Below are 23990 nucleotides of genomic sequence, written 5' to 3'. Positions count from 1 at the left end.
AGGTAGCGAAATTCCTTGTCGGGTAAGTTCCGACCTGCACGAAAGGTGTAATGATTTGGGCACTGTCTCAACGAGAGACTCGGTGAAATTATAATACCCGTGAAGATGCGGGTTACCCGCGACAGGACGGAAAGACCCCATGGAGCTTCACTGCAATTTGATATTGGGCAGCTGTTAAACATGTACAGGATAGGTAGGAGCCGGAGAAGATAGCACGCCAGTGTTATCAGAGGCAATGTTGGGATACTACCCTTGTTTGATGGCTGCTCTAACCAGGGCCTCTAAGCGAGGCATGGGACAGTGTCAGACGGGCAGTTTGACTGGGGCGGTCGCCTCCTAAAGYGTAACGGAGGCGCCCAAAGGTTCCCTCAGAATGGTTGGAAATCATTCACAGAGTGCAAAGGTATAAGGGAGCTTGACTGCGAGAGCGACAACTCGAGCAGGGACGAAAGTCGGGCTTAGTGATCTGGTGGTACCGCATGGAAGGGCCATCACTCAACGGATAAAAGCTACCCTGGGGATAACAGGCTTATCTCCCCCAAGAGTTCACATCGACGGGGAGGTTTGGCACCTCGATGTCGGCTCGTCGCATCCTGGGGCTGAAGTCGGTCCCAAGGGTTGGGCTGTTCGCCCATTAAAGCGGCACGCGAGCTGGGTTCAGAACGTCGTGAGACAGTTCGGTCCCTATCCGTCGTGGGCGTAGGAAATTTGCGAGGAGCTGTCCTTAGTACGAGAGGACCGGGATGGACATACCGCTGGTGTACCAGTTGTCTTGCCAAAGGCATCGCTGGGTAGCTAAGTATGGYCGGGATAAGCGCTGAAAGCATCTAAGTGCGAAGCCCCCCTCAAGATGAGATTTCCCATACGAAAGTAGTAAGACACCTCAAAGACTAAGAGGTAGATAGGCTGGGAGTRGAAGAGCCGTGAGGCTTGGAGCGGACCAGTACTAATCAGTCGAGGACTTGACCAGAGCTTAGCAGCAGTCAAGGTTTTTCAAAAGGATTATATTTAGTTTTGAGTGTAAAAACTCAAAGGAAAAAAGTACGGTGGCAAGAGCAAGAAGGAAACACCTGTAACCATGCCGAACACAGCAGTTAAGCTTCTTCACGCCGAGAGTAGTTGGTGGGAGACTGCCTGCGAGGGTAGGACGCTGCCGTGCTTTTTAGTATTCCGGCTTAGCTCAGTTGGTAGAGCGCTTGACTGTTAATCAAGATGTCGTCAGTTCGAGTCTGACAGCCGGAGTTCAATTTTGGAGTGTTGTCCGAGTGGCTTAAGGAGCATGATTGGAAATCATGTATATGGGTTAATCCTGTATCGAGAGTTCAAATCTCTCACACTCCGCTAAATAAAAGCTCATAACAGTTGATGTTATGAGCTTTTTGCTTTTCTATGTTCGCTAAAAATTTCGCTTAATTTTTAACTAATTAATAATGTCATTTTAGAGTTTTAATTATATTCATTAAGAACATTATTTTTCTTATTTGACGATAAGCATTGCTAGCATTTTACCGAGATTGACCTATTGTTGTAGTGTTTATTAAAATTTGTCTTTTGTTACAGCATTGCTACTTTGATCTTTTTTCTGTAAAATAGATATGTAATCTTAATTTGGCGGTGAAAAAATGGTATTTTTAGCAGTAATATTAGATCTTTGCTTTTTCGGTGCTATCTTCTATATGCTATATCATGACCATAAACTTAAAAAATCTGACTCAACGGAGAAACCCTTAAAAAAGAAGTGGCAATATTGGGCATTTGTATTGGTGACATTTTTTGGAACTGGTATGGCTGCGTCTTTTAGTGACACTGGATACACTAATAATGAAAGTGCTACTTACCAATCAAAGCAGGATAGTGAAAGCTCGGCTAATGGCGATGATACAGATAGTACGGTACAAAAAGATGATACTCAAACTGATACTGAAGATACAGATAGCGATGATAGCGAAAATCAAGTTGATGAAAAAGAAGTTAATAAAAACATAAGTATGTTACTAAAAGATGATCAAAAAGATGCTACCAATGGTGACGATAGGTATGCTTATGCTCTATATCTCAAAAAAATAAAATATAGTGATGAAAGCGTTGATATTCAAGTTGCTTCTAATTTTTTTGACTTATCAAGCGAACAAAAAGACGTTGTAGCGGAAAGAGTTCAAGGCGTCGTCGGTGCTGGTGTTTCTATGGTTGATAGCGACTATAAGCCTAAAGATGATCAGGAAGGCTACAACCTAAACTTTCATTATGGACAAATTGCTGTTGGACATTCAAAAATGTGGAATTCCCATAAGTATAAATGGTATAAATCAGCAGGTTAAAAAAGTTCGAATAAAATTTATAAACCATTATGATTATTTTTATATAAATACTAAAAATGGGAAAAGTTTAGATGTATTTCTCCCTATTTAACGTATTTGGGATCTCACACTGCGCTAATAGTAATAAAAAGCTTGTAATATTAAGTATTACAGGCTTTTATTATGCTTTGGCACGGCATTAAAGTATAAAAAAGTTAAATATTTAACTCCCTAATAGAATTAGTGGCATCGATTTTGTTTTGATCATTTAGAGGAGTATAAATGTATAAAGTGTTTTTATATCTTCATGTCTCATTAGCATTTGAACAGTTTTTGGTTTTATGTTTGTTTCACTTATTAGCAAGGTCGCAAATTTATGCCTAAAGTCATGGATAGTAATTCATCTTAAATTAGGATACTTTTTGTAAATTGTATTTAGTCATTAACCAAGTCTAGTTAATGCACACCATTTACCATTAGCTGTATGAAAAAGATATTTATAAATAATTTTTAGGATTTTTGGTAGTCTATCAAAGCTTCATGCAAACAGGCTCAAATAGACAATGTTAGCTTAGACATTTTACTTTTAGGTGGACTGCATAATTGCTTTACTATTTAATCCATAAGCCAGAGTTCTATTTACAGATAGAGTATTTTTAGTTAGATTAATATCTTTCCAAGTTAATGCCAGTGCTTCTGATTTTGTTAATCCAGTTGAAGATAGAAATTTTAAATAAGTGTAAGCAGTTATGTCATATTTTTTGGCAGCTTAAAAAATCTTCTAATTCTTTTCTAGTATAAACATTATGTTCTACATCTCGACGAGGATGTAATGTTTTATTGGGCATTATAATTTTCCTAATTGGATTTTGTTCAACATAACCTAATCTAATAGGATGCTCAAAAAGTGTACTCAATAATCTAACGACATATTTATATTTAACAATTTCTTTTGCTTTTTGATTGGCAAATTTTTGTACTGACTTAACCTGTATTTTATTTATAAAACGATTTCCAAATATAGGTTTGATTAGGCTTTTATACAGTTGCCAAGTCTATTTACTGTTGACTCTTTAACTTGTCCTTTATAGTTTTTAAACCATTAAAGAGTACATTTCATCTGTTTGGGCTTTTGAAAACCCTGAGTTCCGTTAGCTCTTAATTGATCATAAGTTGCTTTAGCTTCATAATAGCTTGGTAACTCTTGTCCAGTAATATTTATCGTTGATATATAAACCTAAATATAAATGAAACTTAAACAAGCCTTCACTACGTTTATTTTTATATTCTTTTATATTTGGATCTCTTTTGGGCATTTTTTATCCACTAATATCTCTTTAAGAACATATTTCAAAAGTTGAGTTAAAAAATAAAGAGAAGTATTGTTCCCAATTGCTTTGCTAAGGCCTATATTAATATTGGGGTTTTCCTTAAAATCTTTAACAAGTATATTTTTTAACTTATTGATATTGGTCAAAAAAAAGACCCTTAAAAAGGTACGTGACTTTTTCAAATTTAATTTTGAACACTACATAATAAGAGCTGATTATCATCGTACTGCAGTCCACAGCTCGATCCTACTGGTATTATGAGCAAGGTGGCAATTCGACCGAGAATAAAATGGCTGCTATCATTGAAGCGCAAGAAAAATGTCAAACGGTCTATCATGCCATCGAACAATGCGCTGATAGTTCAAAGCAACCTTTCAGAACAATTTTAAAATCACTTTATATTGAAGAACTTACTTGACTGGCAGGTAGTAGCTAAAGTCCAGTATAGTAATTTTAGATACAGTGGCTTAAAACGTTATGCTTTATGCCAATCTGCAGAGACGATTGATACTTGGGAGACAAATTATAATGTAAAAAATCTAGAACTTAAGGTATTTAAAAATCGGGTTAATATTGGGTCAGAATTTGGAGAAGATTGGATTTAGTAAGTGTTATATTAGTATTGTCGAAAGATTAAGGAAATGGTATTTTGAAACAATTCTTTTATTTAAAAGTGTTTCCTTAAAATGTAAAGAACAAACTGAGCTGCTGTAATAGTTGTAGCCGAGTTCGATTCTCGACACCGCAATAGGCGTATGATCTATTAGTTTGATAAAGCAAATAGATCAACTCAGTGAACGTGTCAAAATGTGGAGCTAGTAGTTTGTTAGTTTGAAAAATCATGCTAATCTGTTTTGCCAAGATACAATCATTTAGTAGCAAGTTCAATTTAAATAATCGTTATTGTCCGTCATGACGGTAAACTAATTCTTTCATGTTTAAGTAATTCGTAATAAATCGTACTTTGAGTATGGTTTTTTATTTGTCTTAGGTGTATAAATTTAGGTGTATAAATTAATTGTACGAATTACTTAACATGGAGGAAACAATGAACTTAGATGAAATAAAAAAACTGTTAAACAATGATTTAATTGAAGTTGACATGTATATGTGTCATTGGTCAACAGATAAAAAGAATAATCAGAAAGAGTTAAAAGTAATAAATCCAACTATAAAAGATAAGCTGAAAAAACAATTAAAGCATATTGTAGAATTTAATATAGATGAGTTTAAAGATTATGATAATACGGAGTACAATATCATTGGATGCGATGACGATAAAATTGAAAGTACGAGTGTAACCAGGTATCAGAACCAAATTAATCTAATTTTTAAGGCGCTAAAAGGTCCATTTGAAAGCGATGATGATATTAAAATAGATGATTTTGATTTTTTTGTTTATAAGTTTTCTTTTAAAGATAATGATGATAAACGTGACTTTTATGCTGTTAGACGTACGAAAAAGTTTAAAGCATTAAAGACTGGAATTTGGGGAATGCTAGAAGGTGGAGTATATAGTTCGCTTGATACAGAAAATGTTTTAGGAACCGATAGCTGGGTGGACTTTTTTATATATAAAGATGATATTTTGATTTTACAACATATATCATTTGAAAGAATTCTTAAATTAAAAAACGAGTTTAAAGAAGCAGCTGAACGGGTGTTGAGTTCAGAATTATTACACCAGAAAATCAAAAATTTTGATCAACTTAAAATTGATGCATTAAATAATCAGAACTATATAAAAAGACTTTCTAAATTGGAAGGAACTAGTAGAATAAATTTATTTTTAACTAAATTAGATAGAACCAAAGATGCTATAGATAAACTTGGATTAGATATTGAAGTAGACACTATGGCTGACAAGCTTGTTTACAATAATAATTCTCAGTTAGGAGAATTTATTAATCTTATGCAAGATGCATATTATAAAACGCTAATTGGCGAAGAGAACGGAGTTGATGAACGTAAAAATTTAATTTCTAAATAATTTCTTTACTTTTTAGTTTGTAGAGGGGAAATATGAAAAAATTGCAAAAAGTTATGGGAATTTGTCTAAAGATATTTTTATTTTTATCTTCATATATACCTTTATTTATTATGGTTTTTTTGAACTCAATGAATCAAATTTCAATAATATCAATTGTCAAAACATGGAATTTGAATCCGACTCTCTGGATAATTTTTTTGGTTATAAGCTTTCTCTCTATTGTAATATTTATTTCTTGGCTATATAGAATGAAAAAAACATTTAAGGGCAAAAGCCCAATATCTATAAAAAACTTAACTTTGAATGATTCAGCAGTTTTAAATTTTTTTGTTACATTTATTGTGCCAATCATTTCCTTAAAGCCTGAATCTTGGCCATCTGTGATTTCAAATTTAATTTTATTAATCATAGAAGGGATCTTTTTTATTAGCAATAACACTCTTTATTTCAATATATTACTAATATTCTGTGGATATCATATTTATAGCTTTGTTTCTGACAATAATAGAAAAAATATCGTTATAACAAAATGTAGTTTAAAAGACCAAACCTTTAATGATGTAAAAGGGGTAGAGTACGGTACAACTAATATATATTATGCTGAAAAAATAAAACATAAATAATATTACTTATGAGACGGTTTAAACAGCCTTTTTTTATTTGGAGGAAAACAAGAAATATAGAAAGAAACCAGATGTTGTTGATGTAATGGAACAATTACAAGAGGAATTGTTTCAGTAAGAATGGATTATAAAGATTATAAAGATTCTAAGCATTCCGCTTTAAAGATAAAAATATGATGGTTCCCAAAGTTTCAGATTATGTCATTAAAGACATGGAAGCTGAATTCTATCCGTGTAAGTCAGTTACTTTAAGAAAACATATGAACTAGTTAAATAAATTAATCATAAAGTTAATAAAAAATTATAAAATTTCTAACTTTATCTTTAATTAAATTATATAAAGGATAGACGCCATTTTCTATTTACACTTATAACTTGGAATACTGTGAAAAATGTAAATTACATGAAACACATATAAAAATAACATCCTAATTGATAATATTACTATCAGAGGCGATATGATGAATTTTAACGATTTTTGGTACTGGTTAAGTAATGGTACAGGGGCTGAATGGATAAGTAGTATAGGCGCATTAGTAGCAATCGTTTTCGCATATTGGCAAATATATGAGCAGAGAAAAGAATATGAAAATGATAGACGGGAAGAAAAAGTCGAAAAGAGATTAAGCAATAGACCTTTTTTTACTGTTATTCAAAAGAATATAATACAAGAAGAAAAAGAAGTAGTTTGGGTAAATACTGATGATGCTTGATATCTTTTTCTCTATTCGAAAAATAGAAATAAAACGCAAATAACTTTTTTTAAAGGGTATCTTTATGAATTTAGGAGTGTGACGCCAAATATAGCACTAGATATTGTATTGCAAATTAATTATTACGACAATAATAAAAAGCTAAAGTATTCGGATACAATATGTACTTGCACACCGGTAGTGGATAAAGAAAAAATACTTTTCTCACCTCATAATGTATTTGCAAGTTTTGATGAAGTAGTTAACATGAGTAAGGACATATGCTTGTTTTATAAGTCAATTGATGGCATTTATTATCGTGAAGTGTGGAGAGAAGAAGTGACAAATCAAATGGTAGGAAATAATATTCAACCGAACGCGTCAATTTTAAAATTTATGGAAATAAAAGAAGTAGATTCTGCTGATGTTCCACAACAAAATCAGGCAATTGGCTGTTGGGTAAATTATAAAAACAAAATTTATGCATCAAAAAAGTAATAAATATAAGTGAACTCTTAGAGAGTGACATTATCATGTACCAAAAGTATCCCAATAGTGATCTTTTTATGCTCAAAAATGAAATGATGAGAACATAGGCTAACTGTAAAACAACAAAAGCTTTGTGATGAGTAATTAGATCAAGTAATACCGCAAAAGTTCCTTTAAAGGCTACTCACGGTAATCGGACTGTGTATTCAATTAGAAATGAAAACCTGAAATGGCTATAACTAAAAATATCCAGACAAAAAGATTAAAGAATTTGAATCAGCTAAATTAACAACTATTCAAGAAAGTTATGTTGGACAATAAACAGAAACATTTTTAACTATAAAGGACGATATAAAAAAGTAGAAGTTTCGTGAAAAGAACAAATAACAGCCGCAAAAGAATTGCTTAAAGGATATCAAGTTGATCCGATGGGGGAAGTACAGTTACGCAAAATCAAAGCTGATGTAGCAATCGCTGAATATAATGCTGAACTATTACTACTGAATGACAGGGATACGACAGGGAATATCAATTCTGATGTTCCAAAAGAGAATAAAGCAAAAGCTTTGTGTACAAGATTTTACCTGAGTTTTATGATCTTCTTGGTACGTATACAATTAGAGACATGACAAATAGTGGCTAAAGAGAAAACATGTCTCAAATAAATCGTCTTTTATTTCAACAATGAACGATTTTAGAGTTATTAGAGATAAGAATGCTATTGTATTTATGTTGCATAAAACTAGCTAACATTTTCTATGATTCACTTGTTTGAACAAATCTTTTGGACAATTGATTTATTAATTACCAACCCTCAAAATAACACCCATCACCTGAATCAAACAAAAATTTCAAAAAAATGTAGACATAAATAGAAACTTATGCTAAATTATTAGAAGTGGTCGAGAGACGACAACAAAAATGGAGGATTAGCTCAGCTGGGAGAGCATCTGCCTTACAAGCAGGAGGTCACAGGTTCGAGCCCTGTATCCTCCATAATAATGGTGGTGTGAAGGGAAGTTCGCGCCGCCATTATTTATTGATTAACTAATAAATTGAATCCTTGCATTTTCTTTCAAAATAGGTATACTATTAAAAGTGCTTTGATTCAGAACAATGACCCGTTGGTCAAGTGGTTAAGACATCGCCCTTTCACGGCGGTAACATGGGTTCAAATCCCGTACGGGTCACTTTGGAGGATTAGCTCAGCTGGGAGAGCATCTGCCTTACAAGCAGGAGGTCACAGGTTCGAGCCCTGTATCCTCCATCGTTCTATGGCTACCGAATCTGCGGTAGCCTTTTTTATTATCAATATATAGAACGAAATTTTAAAAAAATCGGTTCAAGTCCTGAGAGGATCCTGTAATGGAGATGCCTTGTAACCGAATAGCTATTGTCTATAGGGGGACTATTATGGAAAAACGTTTATTTACTTCAGAGTCTGTTTCTGAAGGACATCCCGATAAAATTGCTGATCAAATTTCAGATGCAATTTTGGACGCAATTATTGCCAAAGATCCCCAAGCACACGTTGCTTGTGAGACTATTGTCAATACGGGGATTGTCTATGTGTTTGGTGAAATATCAACATCTGCTTATGTTGATATTCAGAGTATTGTCCGTAAAACTGTTTTGCGCATCGGCTATGACAAACCCGAATTAGGCTTTGACGGCAACAATTGTGCAGTTTTAATTGATATTGATGAACAATCACCTGATATCGCTCAAGGAGTTGATCATTCACTTGAAACACGTGAAAATCACTCTGACAAAGACCAGCTTGACCAAATCGGGGCAGGGGACCAAGGACTAATGTTTGGCTTTGCGATCAACGAAACGCCGGAATTAATGCCTTTGCCAATCTCACTGGCTCACCGCCTAATGAGACAAGTTGCCAAGTTACGCAAGGATGGCACTTTAAACTGGCTCAGACCAGATGCCAAGGCTCAAGTAACGGTTGAATATGATGAACAGCAAAAGCCTTTAAGAGTTGACACTGTGGTTATTTCAACGCAAACCGATGATCAGGTTTCAAATGAAAAAATCCGTCAAGCAATGATTGATTTAGTGATAAAAAAAGTTATTCCGGCTAAATACTTGGATGAAGAGACGAAGTTTCTGATTAATCCTTCTGGCCGCTTTGTTATTGGTGGACCTAAAGGCGATTCAGGCTTAACTGGACGTAAGATTATCGTTGATACCTATGGGGGTTATGCTCGCCATGGTGGTGGTGCATTTTCAGGTAAAGATCCTACGAAAGTTGATCGTAGTGCCAGTTATGCTGCCAGATATGTTGCTAAAAATATTGTTGCTGCGGGTCTAGCTGATCGCTGTGAAGTTCAGCTTGCATACGCAATTGGAGTTGCTCACCCTGTTTCAGTCATGATTAATACTGCTGGAACTGGCAAAGTTAGTGATGATTTATTAACTAAGGCTGTACGTAAAATATTTGATTTGCGCCCTGCTGGGATCATTAAAATGCTTAATTTAAGGCGACCAATTTACGAACAGACCGCGGCTTACGGTCACTTTGGCAGAACCGATATTGATTTACCATGGGAAAAAACCGATAAAGTTCAAGAACTTTTAAACTTTGTTCACGAAAATAAATAGTTTTATCAGCTAATGAAGGGGTTGTAATTGTGAAGAAGACAAATGTACGAATAGTAATGATTGCGATTTTTATGACGACGTTTATGACCGCCATTGAAGGTACAATCGTTTCTACGGCAATGCCAACAATTGTTTCTGATCTGAATGGATTAGAAATCATGAATTGGGTTGTTTCCATATTTTTGTTTATGACTGCTGTATCGACTCCTTTATACGGTAAATTGGCAGACAGCTTCGGTCGTAAACCAATCTTTTTATTTGGAATAGCACTTTTTGTGATTGGTTCAGCGCTTTGTGGTCAAGCACAAAATATGGTTGAACTAATTTTATTCCGTGTTATTCAGGGATTAGGCTCTGGAGCTGTTCAGCCGGTGGCAATGACCATTATCGCCGATTTATACAGCTTGGAAAAAAGAACCAAGATGTTAGGTCTTAATTCCGGTTTCTGGGGTGTAGCATCAGTTATTGCACCACTACTTGGTGGGTTTATTGTACAAAATCTATCTTGGCACTGGGTTTTCTACATTAATGTGCCAATTGGCATTATTGCCCTATTGTTAATTATCTTTTTCCTTAAGGAACCAAAGAATAAGAAGAAAAGCAAACTTGATGTTAAAGGAACATTTTGGTTAGTAGTTTTACTTCTGACCTTAATGTTTACACTGCAGGATCTAGGGACAATTAAGCCGCTTATGCTGGCTGCTCTAGTTGCTTTAATCATTATTAGTGCAATTGTGTTCTACTATGAAGAAAAACGCGCAGAAGACCCTATAATGCCCCTTTCAATGCTCAAAGGCAGGGAGTTCTTAGCCGTCAATATGATTACACTGCTTATCGCTGGGGTAGTTATTGGTTTTGAATTTTACATTCCAACCTGGATGCAGGGAATTAACGGTACTTCAGCTACTGTAGCCGGTTTTGCCGTAACGCCAAGTTCAGTAATGTGGGTAGTTGGCTCATTCTTAATTGGTGGTATGCTTAGCCGCTGGGGCGTAAGAAAAACCTTCTTCGGACTATTAACCATTCTTTTAATAGCAGATTGCATGTTGCTAATTGTGCCGATACACACGCCATTTTGGGTATTCTGTGTGATTGCCACATTAAATGGCTTTTCCTTTGGTGGCGTTTTAACCGCATCACAGGTTCGCTCACAGGTGCTGGTTTCAAAAGAAAATATCGGTGTTGCTACTTCTTTTAACACTTTGATGCGGTATTTAGGGCAAACCATGATGGTTTCAATTTTTGGTATTACCTTTAACGCCATTGTTGCCAACCAACTTGCTCATCATTCTAATTTAACTCAATCAATGATGAATAAAATTGTTTCTTCAGTTAAGGCAAAGGAGCTTGCCGCTAACTTAATTCCACAATTAAGAGCAGTGCTCTTTAGCGCTTTAAAAGGTGTTTACTGCGTTTCTCTAGTAGCAATTATAATTTCAATTATTTTTAACTGCATTTATAAAAAACAACAAAAAAATAGCTAACTAAAATAAATATTGAGTAAAACCTGCTGGTAACCAAATCAGCAGGTTTTTTATTTATTTAACTTTTCTCTATAGTAGAAAAGTCGCTTTCTAAAAATTATAATAGACGATATCAAAAAAATTACAGATAGGAAGTATAGCATGGAAAGGCAAATTACCAATTGGCGTTCTTTAGGTGGACATGTCGGTGCTGGAGGAAAAAAGGTTAGAGATGACCTGCTTTTTCGGTGTGGTCAATTATATAATTTAACCCCATTTCAAAAAGAGCAACTACAAGATAAATATCAAATTAAACGTGTTTTCGATTTTAGAGGTCAGGATGAACGCAAACAATTTCCAGATTTCTTGTGGTCAGGACTAGACTACGTGGTAATTGATGTGCTAAAGGATGCTCAAGTTAACCAAGCCAGTGTGGAAACGATTATTTCTGGTAGTTATAGTGCGGAAGAAGATATGTTAACTACTTATGAAGAACTGGTAATGGAGAAGTCTGCACAAACGGGTTATCGGCAATTTTTGTTGACTTTAATCAATGATCCCACTCCAACAGCATTTCACTGTTTTGCGGGCAAGGACAGGACTGGCGTAGCAGCAGCTCTCATATTAAAAACTTTAGGAGTCAGTGATGAGGAAATTTATGCGGACTACCTTGAAACTATTCCGGCACGTAAACAAGAAAATCAAGAAATTTTAGACTACTTGCAAGATCATTTAACTAGTGCGCAGCTAGATGAGGTTGCGGTTGCACTAACCGTAAAAAAAGCTTATTTAGAAAGATATTTTGCTACTATCAAGCGCAACTTTGGCAATTTTGACAATTATCTTATGCAGGGACTGAATTTACCAGCTGATTTTAAAGATAAGATGCGCCAAATTTATTTAGTATAGGTCACAATTTTAAAAAGGTGCTCGGTGTAGTATTTAACTTTAAATAATTAATACATGAATGTAAAAATACTGGTAAAACTATAATTACTAAATCAAATACTTCTTCTTATTACAACTAAAAATTTATAAAATCTACATCATTAAAATGAATATTTAGGTAAAACTTTTACCAAGTTGATTTATGCTAATAAATTCAACTTAATAGCTGACTTTGCAGCTAAAATGCGCTAAATTTAGTTAGTATGATAATAAAACTACCAAGAATTTGAACAAAGGAGAAAAAATGCAACGCGACGAATATATCAAAAGTCTCAATCTTGAACCCCATCAAGAAGGTGGCTGGTTCAGACAAGTTTATGCCAGTGATAAGCAATTTTATGACGAAGATAGCAAGGGAGAACGCTTCTACTATACTTCAATTTATTTTTTACTTGATGATAAGAATTGCTCTCATTTTCACCGTTTAAATCATGATGAGATGTGGTATTATCACGATGGTCAGGCAATTACTATTCACTGCATTTCGCCTGAGGGCAAATATTATGCGGTTAAATTAGGAAAAAATGTTGCGCAAGGTGAATGTCTGCAATTTAAGGTGCCAAAATATACTATCTTTGCTTCGGAAGTGACCGAGCCTGACAGCTTTTGTCTAGTAAGCTGTGTTGTTTCTCCCGGCTTTGATTATCACGATTTTGAGCTGCTTAAAAAAGCAGATTTGTTAAAGAAGTATCCAGAATATAAAGACGTTATTGACCGTCTAGCTCAAGATTAATTTTGACTACAAAAAAAGTTCAAACTACTAAAAGTTTGAACTTTTTGTTTTAAACTAAACTGTTTTCTTGTGCGCGCATTTCTAAATAATAGTGATATAAGAAGGAGTAGCCGATTAGTAAGAATGCAATCCCTTCTAAAAAGCCGCCAACTACATCTGAAGGATAGTGTACGTGGCTGAAAATCCTTGTATATCCTATTAATATGGGAAAGCAAGCCCAAACAATGCATAACACAGTTTTAGCCGTTTTATTTTTTATTAATAAAATTGTTAAAACAATTAAAATTCCAAATAAAGTAGCACTGCCAACAGAATGTCCAGAAGGAAAACTATAACCGTGTGCTGCAACTAGATGATGTGTGAAAGGTCTGTGACGAGCAATTGCATGTTTGATAATCCAATTATAACCGTTGGCAGCAATCATCGTTCCGGCTGTAAAAAACGCATAGGCAAACTTTTTAAAAACTGCTAAGACGATTACCAGCAAAATGGTTTCGACCATAATCACATTCGTATTGCCCAGATTAGTAAAAACAGTAGCAAATTTGATAAGTATTGGATTATTGTTGCAGATAATATTGATTACAGTCCGGTCAAATTCATGAATAAACTGGTTTTCTGAAGCAACTAGAATTGCCCATGCAGCATATAAAATTAAGAATATGGTGGCGGGTATTATGGTATCTCTTTTTGTTTGAATTGTTTTGTTCAAAAACTTTCTCCCCTTGTTTTTTTTAGCATTTGTGGTAAATTATAATCATTATTGGTCAAAAAGGAAAGATCAGGAATTAGTAGTAATTTTGTTTTTCTATAGAGAAGAGTCGGTTGGTGCAAGACTTGAAAAACAAGTTATGAACTGAGCCTGAAGACAAGTCTATCGTTTGCTATCCGCGTTAAGGGGCGTGAGTGTCACACTTTTTAGTGTGGAACTTAGGTGGTACCGCGATTATTCGTCCTATGAATTGTTTCATAGGGCTTTTTTTATGAGGTAAAAATATGTACAATCACAAAGTCGTTGAAAAAAAGTGGCAGGATTATTGGGAAAAAAATCAAACATTTAAAACTGGCACTGATTCTAAAAAGAAAAATTATTATGTTCTAGACATGTTTCCTTTTCCATCTGGCAAAGGGTTGCATGTTGGACACCCTGAAGGGTACACAGCAACTGACATTGTTGCACGGATGAAACGCAGTCAGGGCTATAATGTTCTTCACCCAATGGGGTGGGATGCGTTTGGTCTGCCAACTGAGCAGTATGCGCTGCAGACTGGTCAGGATCCAGCTGTTGTTACTAAGGAAAATATTGCTAATTTCAAAAGACAACTTAATAAATTGGGTTTTTCTTACGATTGGAATAGAGAACTGGCAACCTGCGATCCCAAATACTACAAGTGGACGCAATGGACATTTGAACAAATGTACAAAAACGGCCTGGCTTATGAAGCAGAAGCGCCAGTTAATTGGTCACCTGATTTAGGCACCGTTGTCGCTAATGAAGATATAGTAGACGGTAAGACTGAACGTGGCGGTTACCCGATATATCGTCGTAATATGAAACAGTGGATGCTTAGAATTACCAAATATGCTGATCGGCTGCTAGCAGGTTTAGACAATCTTGATTGGCCAGAAAACATTAAGGAGATGCAAAGAAACTGGATTGGCCGCTCGGTAGGTGCCCAAATCACTTTTAAAGTTAAAGATTCTACAGAGACCTTTGATGTTTTCAGTACGCGTCCAGACACTCTCTTTGGTGCAACTTATGCAGTTTTAGCACCTGAAAATAAGTTAGTCCAAAAAATTATGACTGCTGGTCATAAAGATGAAGTTAACGCTTATATTAAACAAATTGAATCTAAGTCCGACCTTGAAAGAACAGATTTAAATAAAACCAAAACCGGTGTGTTCACTGGGGCTTATGCAATTAATCCAGTAAATAACGAAGAAATTCCAATTTGGATTGCTGACTATGTTCTTGCCAGCTATGGTACGGGTGCGGTAATGGCTGTACCGGCCCATGATACGCGTGATTATGAGTTCGCTCGGAAATTCAATTTGCCTATTAAGGCTGTAATTAAGGGTGGAGACATTGCTCAAGAAGCATATACCGGAGAAGGTCCTCACATTAATTCCGATTTCTTAAATGGTCTTAATATTGAAGATGCCAAGAAAAAAATTGTGGCTTGGCTAGAAGAACATCACGCTGGAGAACAAAAGGTTAATTACAAATTGCGGGACTGGGAGTTCAGTCGTCAGCGCTACTGGGGTGAACCAATTCCTGTAATTCACTGGGAAGATGGAGAAACAACTTTAGTTCCCGAAGATGAACTGCCACTTGTTTTGCCTCATGCCACTGATATCAAACCATCCGGTACTCCTGAAAGTCCATTGGTTAACTTGAAGGATTGGGTAAATGTAGTTGACAAGAATGGCCGCAAAGGTAAACGTGAAACGAATACTATGCCAAATTGGGCTGGGTCTTCTTGGTACTTCTTACGCTTTGTTGACCCGCACAATGATAATAAACTGGCTGATTATGAATTACTGCAGAAATGGATGCCGGTTGACCTTTACATTGGTGGTGCTGAACATGCCGTTAGACACCTGCTTTACGCTAGATTTTGGAATATGGTCCTTTATGACTTGGGTGTTGTGCCAAATGAGGAACCTTTCCAAAGACTTTACAATCAAGGGCTTATTCTCAAGGATCATGACAAAATGTCTAAATCAAAGGGCAATGTTGTTAACCCGGATGATGTGATTGACGAATATGGTGCAGATAGCCTTAGAATGTATGAAATGTTTATGGGACCGCTTGATGCCTCGATTGATTGGGATGATAACGGTCCGGCTTCTACAAAGAAATTTTTAGACAGAGTTTGGCGCTTATTTGTTAACGATTTGGACTTAAAGTCAATACCTCAAGAAAATATCGTTGACGAAAATGATGGTACTTTAGATAAAATTTATAACGAAACTGTTAAAAAAGTTACCGAAGATTTTGATGATCTGCACTTTAATACGGCAATTTCACAATTGATGGTCTTTATTAATGCTGCTCAAAAGGCTAAAACAATTCCTAAAGAATATGCCGAAGGCTTTATTACGCTTTTAGCTCCGATTGCTCCTCACATGATGGAAGAAATTTGGCAAATCTTTGGTCACGAAGAATCAGTTACATTTGCCAAATGGCCATCCTATGATCCAGCTAAGTTGGTAGAAACTACTGTTGAAATAATGGTTCAAGTCAATGGTAAGTTACGAGGAAACTTTAAAGCTGCAAAGGATATGGCTCAAGAAGAAGTTAAGAAGCAAGCTTTGTCCTTACCTCACGTTCAAAAATTCTTAAGCGGCAAAGAAATTAAAAAAGTCATTGTTGTACCTAATAAAATAGTCAATATTGTAGCCAAATAAAGTTAATTTTTCCTAAAGTGCAAAGTATATTTGTTGTTAATTGCCTTTTTTCATTCACAATAATATAGTTAGTAAATAAGATTTAGGGAATATTAATGAGAGAAAATAATTCATCAGAACAAAATACGCAAAACACTTTTATTAAAGGCAGTGCGTGGATGACTTTTGGGTCTATTACTTCACGTATTTTAGGTGCCCTCTATATAATTCCGTGGTTTTATTGGATGTCACCTTACGGTAATATTGCTAACGCTCTGACTGCAAGAAGTTACAACATCTACAGTATTTTTATCTTAATTTCTACTGCGGGAATTCCTGGTGCTGTTGCCAAGCAGGTAGCAAAATATAATGCACTTAATGAATATGGCGTTGGTCGTAAACTGTTTCATCGTGGCCTAATTCTTATGGTGATTTTAGGAATTATTTCAGCAGGGATCATGTATTTTGCTTCGCCTTTTTTAGCCTCTAACGGTGCCCAAGTTGATCCTAGACAGGTAAAAGTAATGCGTAGCTTATCGTATGCCATTTTAATTATTCCTGTATTGAGCATCATGAGGGGTTATTTTCAGGGCTATGAAGATATGATGCCGTCTGCAATTTCCCAGTTTGTCGAGCAGCTAGCCCGTGTTATTTGGATGCTGCTGACTGCATACGTGATTATGCAGGTGCAGCACGGCAATTTTGTGGATGCTGTAGTGCAGTCCAACTTTGCAGCTGCAATTGGGGCGATTTTTGGCATTGCTATTTTAGCGTGGTTTTTGTTTTCCAGAAAAACCATGCTTGACGAATTGGTAGAAAATTCCGACAATGAAATTCAGGTTTCAACTTCGGCCTTATTTGTTGAAATCATCGCCCAAGCTATTCCATTTATTATTATTGATGCTGGCATTCAGCTTTTCTATCTCGTAGATCAATATACTTTCCATCCAATGATTGCTAATTTAATTACTGCAAGCAATAATACTATTGAAACTTGGTATGCTTTGTTTGCGCTTAATGCTAATAAGTTGATCATGATTATTGTGTCTTTAGCTAGTGCGATGGCAGTAACTGCAATACCGCTACTATCAGCAGCCCATACGAAACATGATTTTCACGCAATTTCGGATCAAATAGGTAATACATTAGATTTGTTCTTATTTGTCATGATACCGGCTGCTTTTGGGATGGCAGCAATTTCTACCCCGATTTACACCATTTTTTATGGTTACGACCAATTAGGTTCAAATGTATTGTACCTTTCTTCTTTTACTGCTATTTCTTTGGGGTTATTTACTGTATTGATGGCTATTTTACAGGGCTTATCAGAAAATACGTTGGCAATAAAATATTTGGTTTTAGGGCTAATTATCAAAATTCTGATGCAATATCCAATGATTTATCTCTTTAAAGTTTATGGACCACTGCTGGCAACTAACTTGGGCATGTTGGTAATTATCTTTATGGCACTGAAGCATCTTAAAATCGGCTATAATTTTAATCAAAATCGGACTAGAAGGCGTTTTATTGGCATTACTGCCTTTTCAGTAATGATGTTCATATTAGTCTTAGGTTTGGAAAGGGCATTAGAACTCTTCTTAAGTCCAAAGAGTAGTTTGCAATCGTTAGTAATTGTCTTGCTTTCAGTAATTGCCGGGTGTTTATTCTACGCCTTTGCTGCAATAAAATCTGAACTTGCACAAAAAATTTTAGGAGAAAAGATTGTACCTCTTTTAGAAAAATTGCATATTCACGCATAAAAAAGGGCGTTATTATCATATTTGATAATAACGCTCTTTGTTTGCAAAAATGGTTATAAAACATTTCTGCGCGCCCTTGCCAAGGAACTATATTGTACTAGATAAATTTTCAAATCTCAATGTTAACGGTGGTGAAATTCACCCGCGGGAGTATCATCATGACGATTTTTGTCAGGCATTACAATTGCAGCAACTAGATATAAAAGTAAACCCGCAATATTTGTGAACAATATTAAAAATGCTCCGCCAATTCTGGTCCAAGCTTTATCCCAGCCGAAATACTCAGCAACTCCGCCTAAAACGCCAAATAAAACTCTATCATCTGATTTTGTTAACCGCTTTTGCACGATAATTCCTCCTTTGCTTTTAAAGCACAATACATATTGCCCATAGTAAGATTTAGTTATTGCTAGATAAAAAAGATTATTGTAACTTTCGAGAAGTAATTTGATATGTTCAGAATAAACTTATTTTTTAAAAAAGCAAATTAATGATGCTGTATTTTACGCCAGCTAATGACATTAATTCAATATCCACTTCAGTTGTGATAAATCAAAATGATTTTATCTGGCTACACAATATTAGAAATCAGGATTGAGCTAAATAATTTTTCGATTTTAACCTACTCTAAATGCAAAAAAAGCTAATCCTGCTGGATTAGCTTATAAAATTATGCCCCGAAAAAGATTCGAACTTTCACTTAGTTACCTAAACAGCGACCTGAACGCTGCGCGTCTGCCAATTCCGCCATCGGGGCATGTCATTTTTAACACAGTAATAATCATACCAAAAATTTGGTAAAATGTAAGCATAAATAGAAAAATATTCAAAAAAATTCTGGAAAGGGAGTTTCATTACTTGAAGCATAAAGTTAAAGCACTCATACTTACATTAATTAGCTTATTTTTGCTAATGGCACCGGTAAATACTGTTGTTGCAGCCAAAAAGGCCCCTGATAATTACGATCAAGACAAGCTAGAAATCGATGCTAAAGCCGCAATTGCTATAGATAGTAAGACCGGACAGGTTTTATATGGCAAAAATATTAATCAGCCTTTACCTATAGCTTCAATGACTAAGCTTATTACTGCTTATCTGACACTTAAAGCAATAGATGAGAACAAAATCAATTGGGATACCAGGGTCACACCCACAAGGCAGATTTTTGCTGTTGCCAGCAACAGAGAATATTCTAACGTTCCACTGCGCATGAAGCACACTTATACGATTAGACAGCTATATCAAGCTACATTGATCGAATCAGCTAATGGGGCGGCAATGATGCTGGCACAGGCAATAAGTGGCTCACAGACGGCTTTTGTAAGACAAATGCGTCGCCAATTGCAAAAATGGGATATTAAAGATGGTCGTATTTATACTACCTGCGGCTTACCTAATAAAAGTGTCGGAAGTGACGCCTACCCTGGTGCAGATAAAAATGACGAAAATATGTTGTCGGCTAAAGATATGGCTTTAGTTGGTCTTCATTTGCTGCAAGACTACCCTAATGTAATTAACACTACTAAAATAGCTAAGTTGAACTTTGTGGATCAGGATTTCGCAACACCCATGAGTAATTTTAATTGGATGTTGAAAGGAATGCCGCAGTATCGTAAAAGATTAGAAATAGACGGTTTAAAAACAGGAACTACTGACGCAGCAGGTGCGTGTTTTATCGCAACTGCTAAACATAAAGGTGGTCGAATAATCACAGTAGTGATGGGGGCTAAACACGAAACTAATACAGATCCGGCCCGTTTTATTCAAACTGCCAAATTATTAGACTATGTTTATCAAAATTATCAACCATTAAAATTTAAGCGTAATGAAGTCATTATTGGCAAAACCAATATGGCTGTTCATAATGGTCAAGCAAGGCAAATCAATATTGGTATGAAAAATGACAGCTTGATTTGGGTACCGCAAAATGGTCAGAAATTTACGATTGAATTGGCTGCGAAACAGATTGAAGCGCCAATTAAGTCGGGCCAAAAAGTTAATTCATATGTTTTTAAAAAAGGAAACCAGAAAATAATCTCATTACTTAATCCTGCAGGATTACTTTTGCCGGCTCAAGCCTTACAATCAACTAATAAAGTAAATATCTTTGTCCGTTTCTGGCGCTGGTTATTTGGGGGTTAAAAATGAGCACAATTATAGAAAGCATTTTGCCAAAAGTCATTAAAAAAAGACCAAGTGATTCTCATAAAGGTAATTATGGCAGAATCCTTTTAATAGGTGGAAGCGAAAACTATGGCGGTGCAATTATTATGGCGGCTGAAGGTGCACTTAACAGTGGGGCAGGACTGATTTCTGTGGCCACTCATGCTGTGAACCTCGATGCACTTCACGCTCGCGATCCAGAAATTATGTTTGTTGACTGGCGTGACCGAAATTTAGTAAAATTGATCCCGCAAATGGATGTGATTGTTTGTGGTCCGGGTTTAGGCGTTGGTTCTGTTGCTCATACAATTATGACCATTCTCAATCAAAGTATTTCTGCAAAGCAAACTTTAATTTTAGATGCAAATGCTTTGACCTTTATTGGACAAGAGCCAGAATTAATTCCGCAAACTGCTGGCTTAATCGTTATAACGCCACATCAGATGGAATGGCAACGCTTAAGTCAAATTAGAATACCGTATCAAACTGACAGTGCCAATGTGGATGCGCTAAAAAGGATTTTTCCTACGCAAAATGCAATTTTGGTTTTAAAATCCAATCATACCCACGTTTATTCCAAGTCTGAGCCGGCTTTCGTTAATCCTATTGGTAATCCAGGTATGGCAACAGGTGGTATGGGCGATACCTTGGCTGGTATCATAGGCGGATTTACAGCACAGTTTGGTGGTAATCTCAACTCTGTTTTAGCTGCAGTTTATATCCATTCTTTAGCTGGTGACCAATTGGCGAAAAATAATTATGTTGTTCGTCCTACAGAAATTAGTGCATTATTGCCCAAATTGATGAGGCATTATGCCAATTAGTGCTTATTTTGCAATTATTATGGTTGAGGAGAAAAATTTAACATGAAAAACAGTTTATTAAAAACATTGACAGCTTTTTGTGTTCTTTTAATCTGTGCGATCAGCTTGGCACGAATATCTATGCCTTCTCAGATAACAGAGGAACATAAAACAACAGATAAGAAAACTGCTGTCATAAAAACTGCAGCTTCTTTTCGTCCGTATCAAGATCCTAAAGACCTGCGTGCTCCTTTTAACTGGAAAAAGCCCAGCGAAACTAAACCATATCCCAAAATTAAGCATCTTGAAAATGATTTGACTATCCGAGTCTCTCTTAAAGGTAATCGCGTTTATATTCTGCGCAATGGTAAAAGGATATATACCATGATTGCGAGTGCTGGTCTCTTTAAAAAAGGCAAATCTTTAACTCCAGTTGGAACTTTCAAAATCAAAAATGATCGTGGCGATTCCTTTTACAACCCCGATTTAAATGAAGGTGCCAATAATTGGACTAGTTGGGACAAACAGAATGTTTATTTATTTCACTCGGTACCAACAAAGAATAATGGCAAATATAATGTTAAAGAAGCAGAAAAACTGGGAGTAAAGCCTGCTTCTCACGGTTGCGTCAGGTTGAGTGTTCCTGACTCGCGCTGGCTGGTAGAAAAAATTCCCGCCGGTACAAAAGTAATTGTCAAAAATAACTGAAATAGTTGGCGCAAACGATATTTCCTGTTATAATCATTTTTTGAAAGTGGTTAGAAGTAGTAGACATTTTTTTGAACAAGCGAACCCGAGTTGATGTGAGTCGGGTCAAAAAGATGGTTGAAGGCGTGTCTAACTGATTAATTAATAAATTAAACAAAGCGGATACTTTGTATCAACAAGAGTGGTACCGCGGGTAAAAACTCGTCTCTTCCTTTATCCTAAGGAAGGGACTTTTTTTGGCATTAGGAGGCTGAAATGGATTTTAAAGATAAAGTAGTTGACTTGATAGCAGCACAGGTCGATTTACCTAAAAATAAAATTAGTTCATTAATTGAACGACCAAAAAACGAAAAAATGGGAGACTATGCCTTCCCTGCATTCGCTTTAGCAAAAGTGATGCACCAAAACCCTGCTGCTATTGCTCAAGATATAGCAAATAATATTGCGAGTCCTGACTTTGCCGAGATTAAGGCTGTTGGCCCTTATGTTAACTTTTCTATTAATCATAGTAAGTTGATTTCCCAAACACTTGCAGAAATTTTATCAGAAAAAGAGCATTATGGTGATCAAAAATTAGGCCAAGGCAATGTTCCAATTGATATGTCCAGTCCGAATATTGCCAAACCAATGTCAATGGGACACTTGCGTTCTACAGTAATCGGCAATTCCATTGCGAAAACATTGGAAAAAGTTGGTTATTCACCAATAAAAATCAACTATTTGGGTGATTATGGCACGCAATTTGGCAAATTAATTGCTGCGTATAAGCACTGGGGCGTTGAAGAAGATGTTAAAAAAGACCCCATCATGAATTTATTTAAATACTACGTAAAATTTCATGAAGAAGCTGAAAAACATCCAGAACTTGATGACGAAGGCCGTGCTTGGTTTAAAAAACTGGAAGACGGCGATCCAGAAGCGGTAAAACTATGGCAATGGTTCCGTAATGTTTCTTTAGCTGATTTTAAACGTATTTACAAGGAACTGGGAGTAACATTTGATTCTTATAAGGGTGAAGCCTTCTTTAACGATAAAATGCAGCCTGTGATTGATGAGCTAAAGGAAAAGGGTCTTTTGCATGAATCACGCGGCGCACAAGTTGTTGATATGGGTGAGGATGAAAATCCTGCCATAATTGTTAAGTCTGACGGCAGTAGTATTTATTTAACCCGGGATTTAGCAGCAGCGATTTACCGGATGAAAACTTACCACTTCGTCAAAATGCTTTATGTGGTTGGTAATGAGCAGTCACAGCATTTTGTGGAATTAAAGACTGTTTTGAAAAAAATGGGTTATGATTGGGCTGATGAAATCCATCACGTTCCTTTCGGCTTAATTACCCAAAACGGCAAAAAATTGTCTACGAGAAAAGGCAATGTGGTCTTTCTTGATCAAGTGTTACAAGACGCCGTTAAACTTGCTCAAAAGCAAATTGAGCAAAAAAATCCCGATTTAGCTAATAAAAATCAGGTTGCTCATGACGTTGGCGTTGGTGCAGTTATTTTTCATGATTTAAAAAATGAAAGAACCGAAAACTTTGACTTTGATCTGGACGAAGTTGTGCGCTTTGAAGGTGATACTGGTCCTTATGTCCAATATACCAATGCACGTGCACAAAGCGTCTTACGTAAAGCTTTGACGCAAGGTCATGAACCACAACTCTCAGATATAAATATTGATGATGATTGGTCCTTTGGCGTTGCCAAGTCTTTAGCAGATTTCCCACGGATTATTGCACGCAGTAGTGCTAAATTCGAACCATCTGTTATTGCAAAGTATGCTCTTGATTTAGCTAAAAAGTTCAATAAGTACTATGCTAATGTCAAAGTTTTAGTTGATGATGCTCAAATCGGTGCACGATTAGCTCTGGTACAAGCCACGTCAATTGTTTTAACTGAGGCTTTACGTCTATTAGGAGTCAATGCTCCTAAGGAAATGTAAAAAATATTAAATAATAGCGTTTTCATCAAATAAAAGATTGTTCAAT

Annotated in this window: 19 protein-coding genes, 6 tRNA genes, 2 rRNA genes, 1 riboswitch and 1 other annotated feature (1 of these 29 running past the window's edge); of the genes, 24 read left to right on the top strand and 3 right to left on the bottom strand. The window is 35.9% G+C overall.

The features are described 5' to 3' along the window. The 18 genes from LACWKB8_RS06135 to LACWKB8_RS06050 form a co-directional block, all read left to right on the top strand. A 23S ribosomal RNA gene (locus LACWKB8_RS06135) occupies nt 1-970 on the top strand; it begins 1939 nt to the left of the window's first position. Between the two features lie 72 nt (nt 971-1042). Continuing rightward, a 5S ribosomal RNA gene (gene rrf, locus LACWKB8_RS06130) occupies nt 1043-1159 on the top strand. A 10-nt stretch (nt 1160-1169) separates the two neighbouring features. Beyond that, nucleotides 1170-1242: transfer RNA gene (locus LACWKB8_RS06125), tRNA-Asn, on the top strand. Nucleotides 1243-1251: 9 nt separating this feature from the next. Next, nucleotides 1252-1341: transfer RNA gene (locus tag LACWKB8_RS06120), tRNA-Ser, on the top strand. A gap of 281 nt (nt 1342-1622) precedes the next feature. Next, the gene (locus tag LACWKB8_RS06115) at nt 1623-2318 is read left to right on the top strand and encodes a hypothetical protein (protein ID WP_038523438.1); all 696 of its coding nucleotides are present in this window, start codon (nt 1623-1625) and stop codon (nt 2316-2318) included. A gap of 1599 nt (nt 2319-3917) precedes the next feature. Continuing rightward, nucleotides 3918-4046 (top strand): hypothetical protein, encoded by a 129-nt coding sequence (locus LACWKB8_RS09330; protein ID WP_256379622.1) that lies wholly within the window; start codon nt 3918-3920, stop codon nt 4044-4046. Between the two features lie 630 nt (nt 4047-4676). After that, complete coding sequence (locus LACWKB8_RS06105; RefSeq protein WP_038523432.1) at nt 4677-5618, top strand: Kiwa anti-phage protein KwaB-like domain-containing protein; 942 nt, start codon at nt 4677-4679, stop codon at nt 5616-5618. Nucleotides 5619-5866: 248 nt separating this feature from the next. Beyond that, nucleotides 5867-6241, top strand: coding sequence for a hypothetical protein (locus LACWKB8_RS09310; RefSeq protein WP_242491925.1), 375 nt, complete (start codon nt 5867-5869; stop codon nt 6239-6241). Between the two features lie 458 nt (nt 6242-6699). Next, complete coding sequence (locus LACWKB8_RS06095) at nt 6700-6954, top strand: hypothetical protein (protein WP_166484949.1); 255 nt, start codon at nt 6700-6702, stop codon at nt 6952-6954. 180 nt (nt 6955-7134) lie between these two features. Beyond that, nucleotides 7135-7431: a hypothetical protein gene (locus tag LACWKB8_RS06090; RefSeq protein ID WP_166484948.1), complete on the top strand. Its 297-nt coding sequence runs from the start codon at nt 7135-7137 to the stop codon at nt 7429-7431. Between the two features lie 419 nt (nt 7432-7850). Further along, the gene (locus LACWKB8_RS06085; protein WP_038523421.1) at nt 7851-8051 is read left to right on the top strand and encodes a hypothetical protein; all 201 of its coding nucleotides are present in this window, start codon (nt 7851-7853) and stop codon (nt 8049-8051) included. A gap of 294 nt (nt 8052-8345) precedes the next feature. Further along, nucleotides 8346-8418: transfer RNA gene (locus tag LACWKB8_RS06080), tRNA-Val, on the top strand. Between the two features lie 122 nt (nt 8419-8540). Further along, a tRNA-Glu gene (locus LACWKB8_RS06075) sits at nt 8541-8612 on the top strand. A 4-nt stretch (nt 8613-8616) separates the two neighbouring features. Beyond that, nucleotides 8617-8689: transfer RNA gene (locus LACWKB8_RS06070), tRNA-Val, on the top strand. A gap of 68 nt (nt 8690-8757) precedes the next feature. Further along, a riboswitch (SMK box riboswitch) is annotated at nt 8758-8838 on the top strand. Next, entirely contained in the window at nt 8836-10035 is a 1200-nt protein-coding gene (metK, locus tag LACWKB8_RS06065) for a methionine adenosyltransferase (protein ID WP_038523418.1), read from the top strand. It overlaps the preceding riboswitch by 3 nt. Before the next feature lie 29 nt (nt 10036-10064). Then, nucleotides 10065-11519, top strand: a complete 1455-nt coding sequence (locus LACWKB8_RS06060) for an MDR family MFS transporter (RefSeq protein ID WP_038523415.1) — start codon at nt 10065-10067, stop codon at nt 11517-11519. A gap of 141 nt (nt 11520-11660) precedes the next feature. Then, nucleotides 11661-12407 (top strand): tyrosine-protein phosphatase, encoded by a 747-nt coding sequence (locus LACWKB8_RS06055; RefSeq protein WP_038523412.1) that lies wholly within the window; start codon nt 11661-11663, stop codon nt 12405-12407. Between the two features lie 283 nt (nt 12408-12690). Next, nucleotides 12691-13179, top strand: a complete 489-nt coding sequence (locus LACWKB8_RS06050) for a cupin domain-containing protein (RefSeq protein WP_038523409.1) — start codon at nt 12691-12693, stop codon at nt 13177-13179. 49 nt (nt 13180-13228) lie between these two features. Here LACWKB8_RS06050 and LACWKB8_RS06045 read toward each other — a convergent pair whose 3' ends face one another. Next, the gene (locus LACWKB8_RS06045) at nt 13229-13891 is read right to left on the bottom strand and encodes a phosphatase PAP2 family protein (protein WP_038523406.1); all 663 of its coding nucleotides are present in this window, start codon (nt 13889-13891) and stop codon (nt 13229-13231) included. A 56-nt stretch (nt 13892-13947) separates the two neighbouring features. After that, nucleotides 13948-14140, top strand: a binding site (T-box leader). A gap of 35 nt (nt 14141-14175) precedes the next feature. On the opposite strand from LACWKB8_RS06045, the gene leuS reads away from it, so the two are divergent. Together leuS and LACWKB8_RS06035 are read left to right on the top strand one after the other, a co-directional pair. After that, entirely contained in the window at nt 14176-16590 is a 2415-nt protein-coding gene (leuS, locus tag LACWKB8_RS06040) for a leucine--tRNA ligase (RefSeq protein WP_038523403.1), read from the top strand. A 95-nt stretch (nt 16591-16685) separates the two neighbouring features. Further along, nucleotides 16686-18329, top strand: a complete 1644-nt coding sequence (locus LACWKB8_RS06035) for a polysaccharide biosynthesis protein (RefSeq protein WP_038523401.1) — start codon at nt 16686-16688, stop codon at nt 18327-18329. A gap of 122 nt (nt 18330-18451) precedes the next feature. Here LACWKB8_RS06035 and LACWKB8_RS06030 read toward each other — a convergent pair whose 3' ends face one another. Beyond that, entirely contained in the window at nt 18452-18676 is a 225-nt protein-coding gene (locus tag LACWKB8_RS06030) for a PspC domain-containing protein (protein WP_038523398.1), read from the bottom strand. Between the two features lie 326 nt (nt 18677-19002). After that, nucleotides 19003-19086: transfer RNA gene (locus LACWKB8_RS06025), tRNA-Leu, on the bottom strand. A 155-nt stretch (nt 19087-19241) separates the two neighbouring features. On the opposite strand from LACWKB8_RS06025, the gene LACWKB8_RS06020 reads away from it, so the two are divergent. From LACWKB8_RS06020 to argS, 4 genes are all read left to right on the top strand, one after another. After that, nucleotides 19242-20471 carry a serine hydrolase gene (locus LACWKB8_RS06020; protein ID WP_052059710.1) on the top strand — a complete coding sequence of 410 codons (1230 nt, stop codon included), beginning with the start codon at nt 19242-19244 and terminating at the stop codon, nt 20469-20471. A gap of 2 nt (nt 20472-20473) precedes the next feature. Next, entirely contained in the window at nt 20474-21316 is an 843-nt protein-coding gene (locus LACWKB8_RS06015; protein ID WP_038523392.1) for an NAD(P)H-hydrate dehydratase, read from the top strand. A gap of 42 nt (nt 21317-21358) precedes the next feature. Then, nucleotides 21359-22003, top strand: coding sequence for a L,D-transpeptidase (locus tag LACWKB8_RS06010; RefSeq protein ID WP_038523389.1), 645 nt, complete (start codon nt 21359-21361; stop codon nt 22001-22003). Between the two features lie 255 nt (nt 22004-22258). After that, nucleotides 22259-23944, top strand: coding sequence for an arginine--tRNA ligase (gene argS / locus LACWKB8_RS06005; protein WP_038523386.1), 1686 nt, complete (start codon nt 22259-22261; stop codon nt 23942-23944). Nucleotides 23945-23990 lie beyond the last annotated feature (46 nt).

This window comes from Lactobacillus sp. wkB8 (genome assembly GCF_000761135.1).
GTDB lineage: Bacteria > Bacillota > Bacilli > Lactobacillales > Lactobacillaceae > Lactobacillus > Lactobacillus helsingborgensis.
The sequence above is the reverse complement of the archived record's forward strand: the minus strand, read 5'-3'. Positions and strand labels throughout refer to the sequence as shown.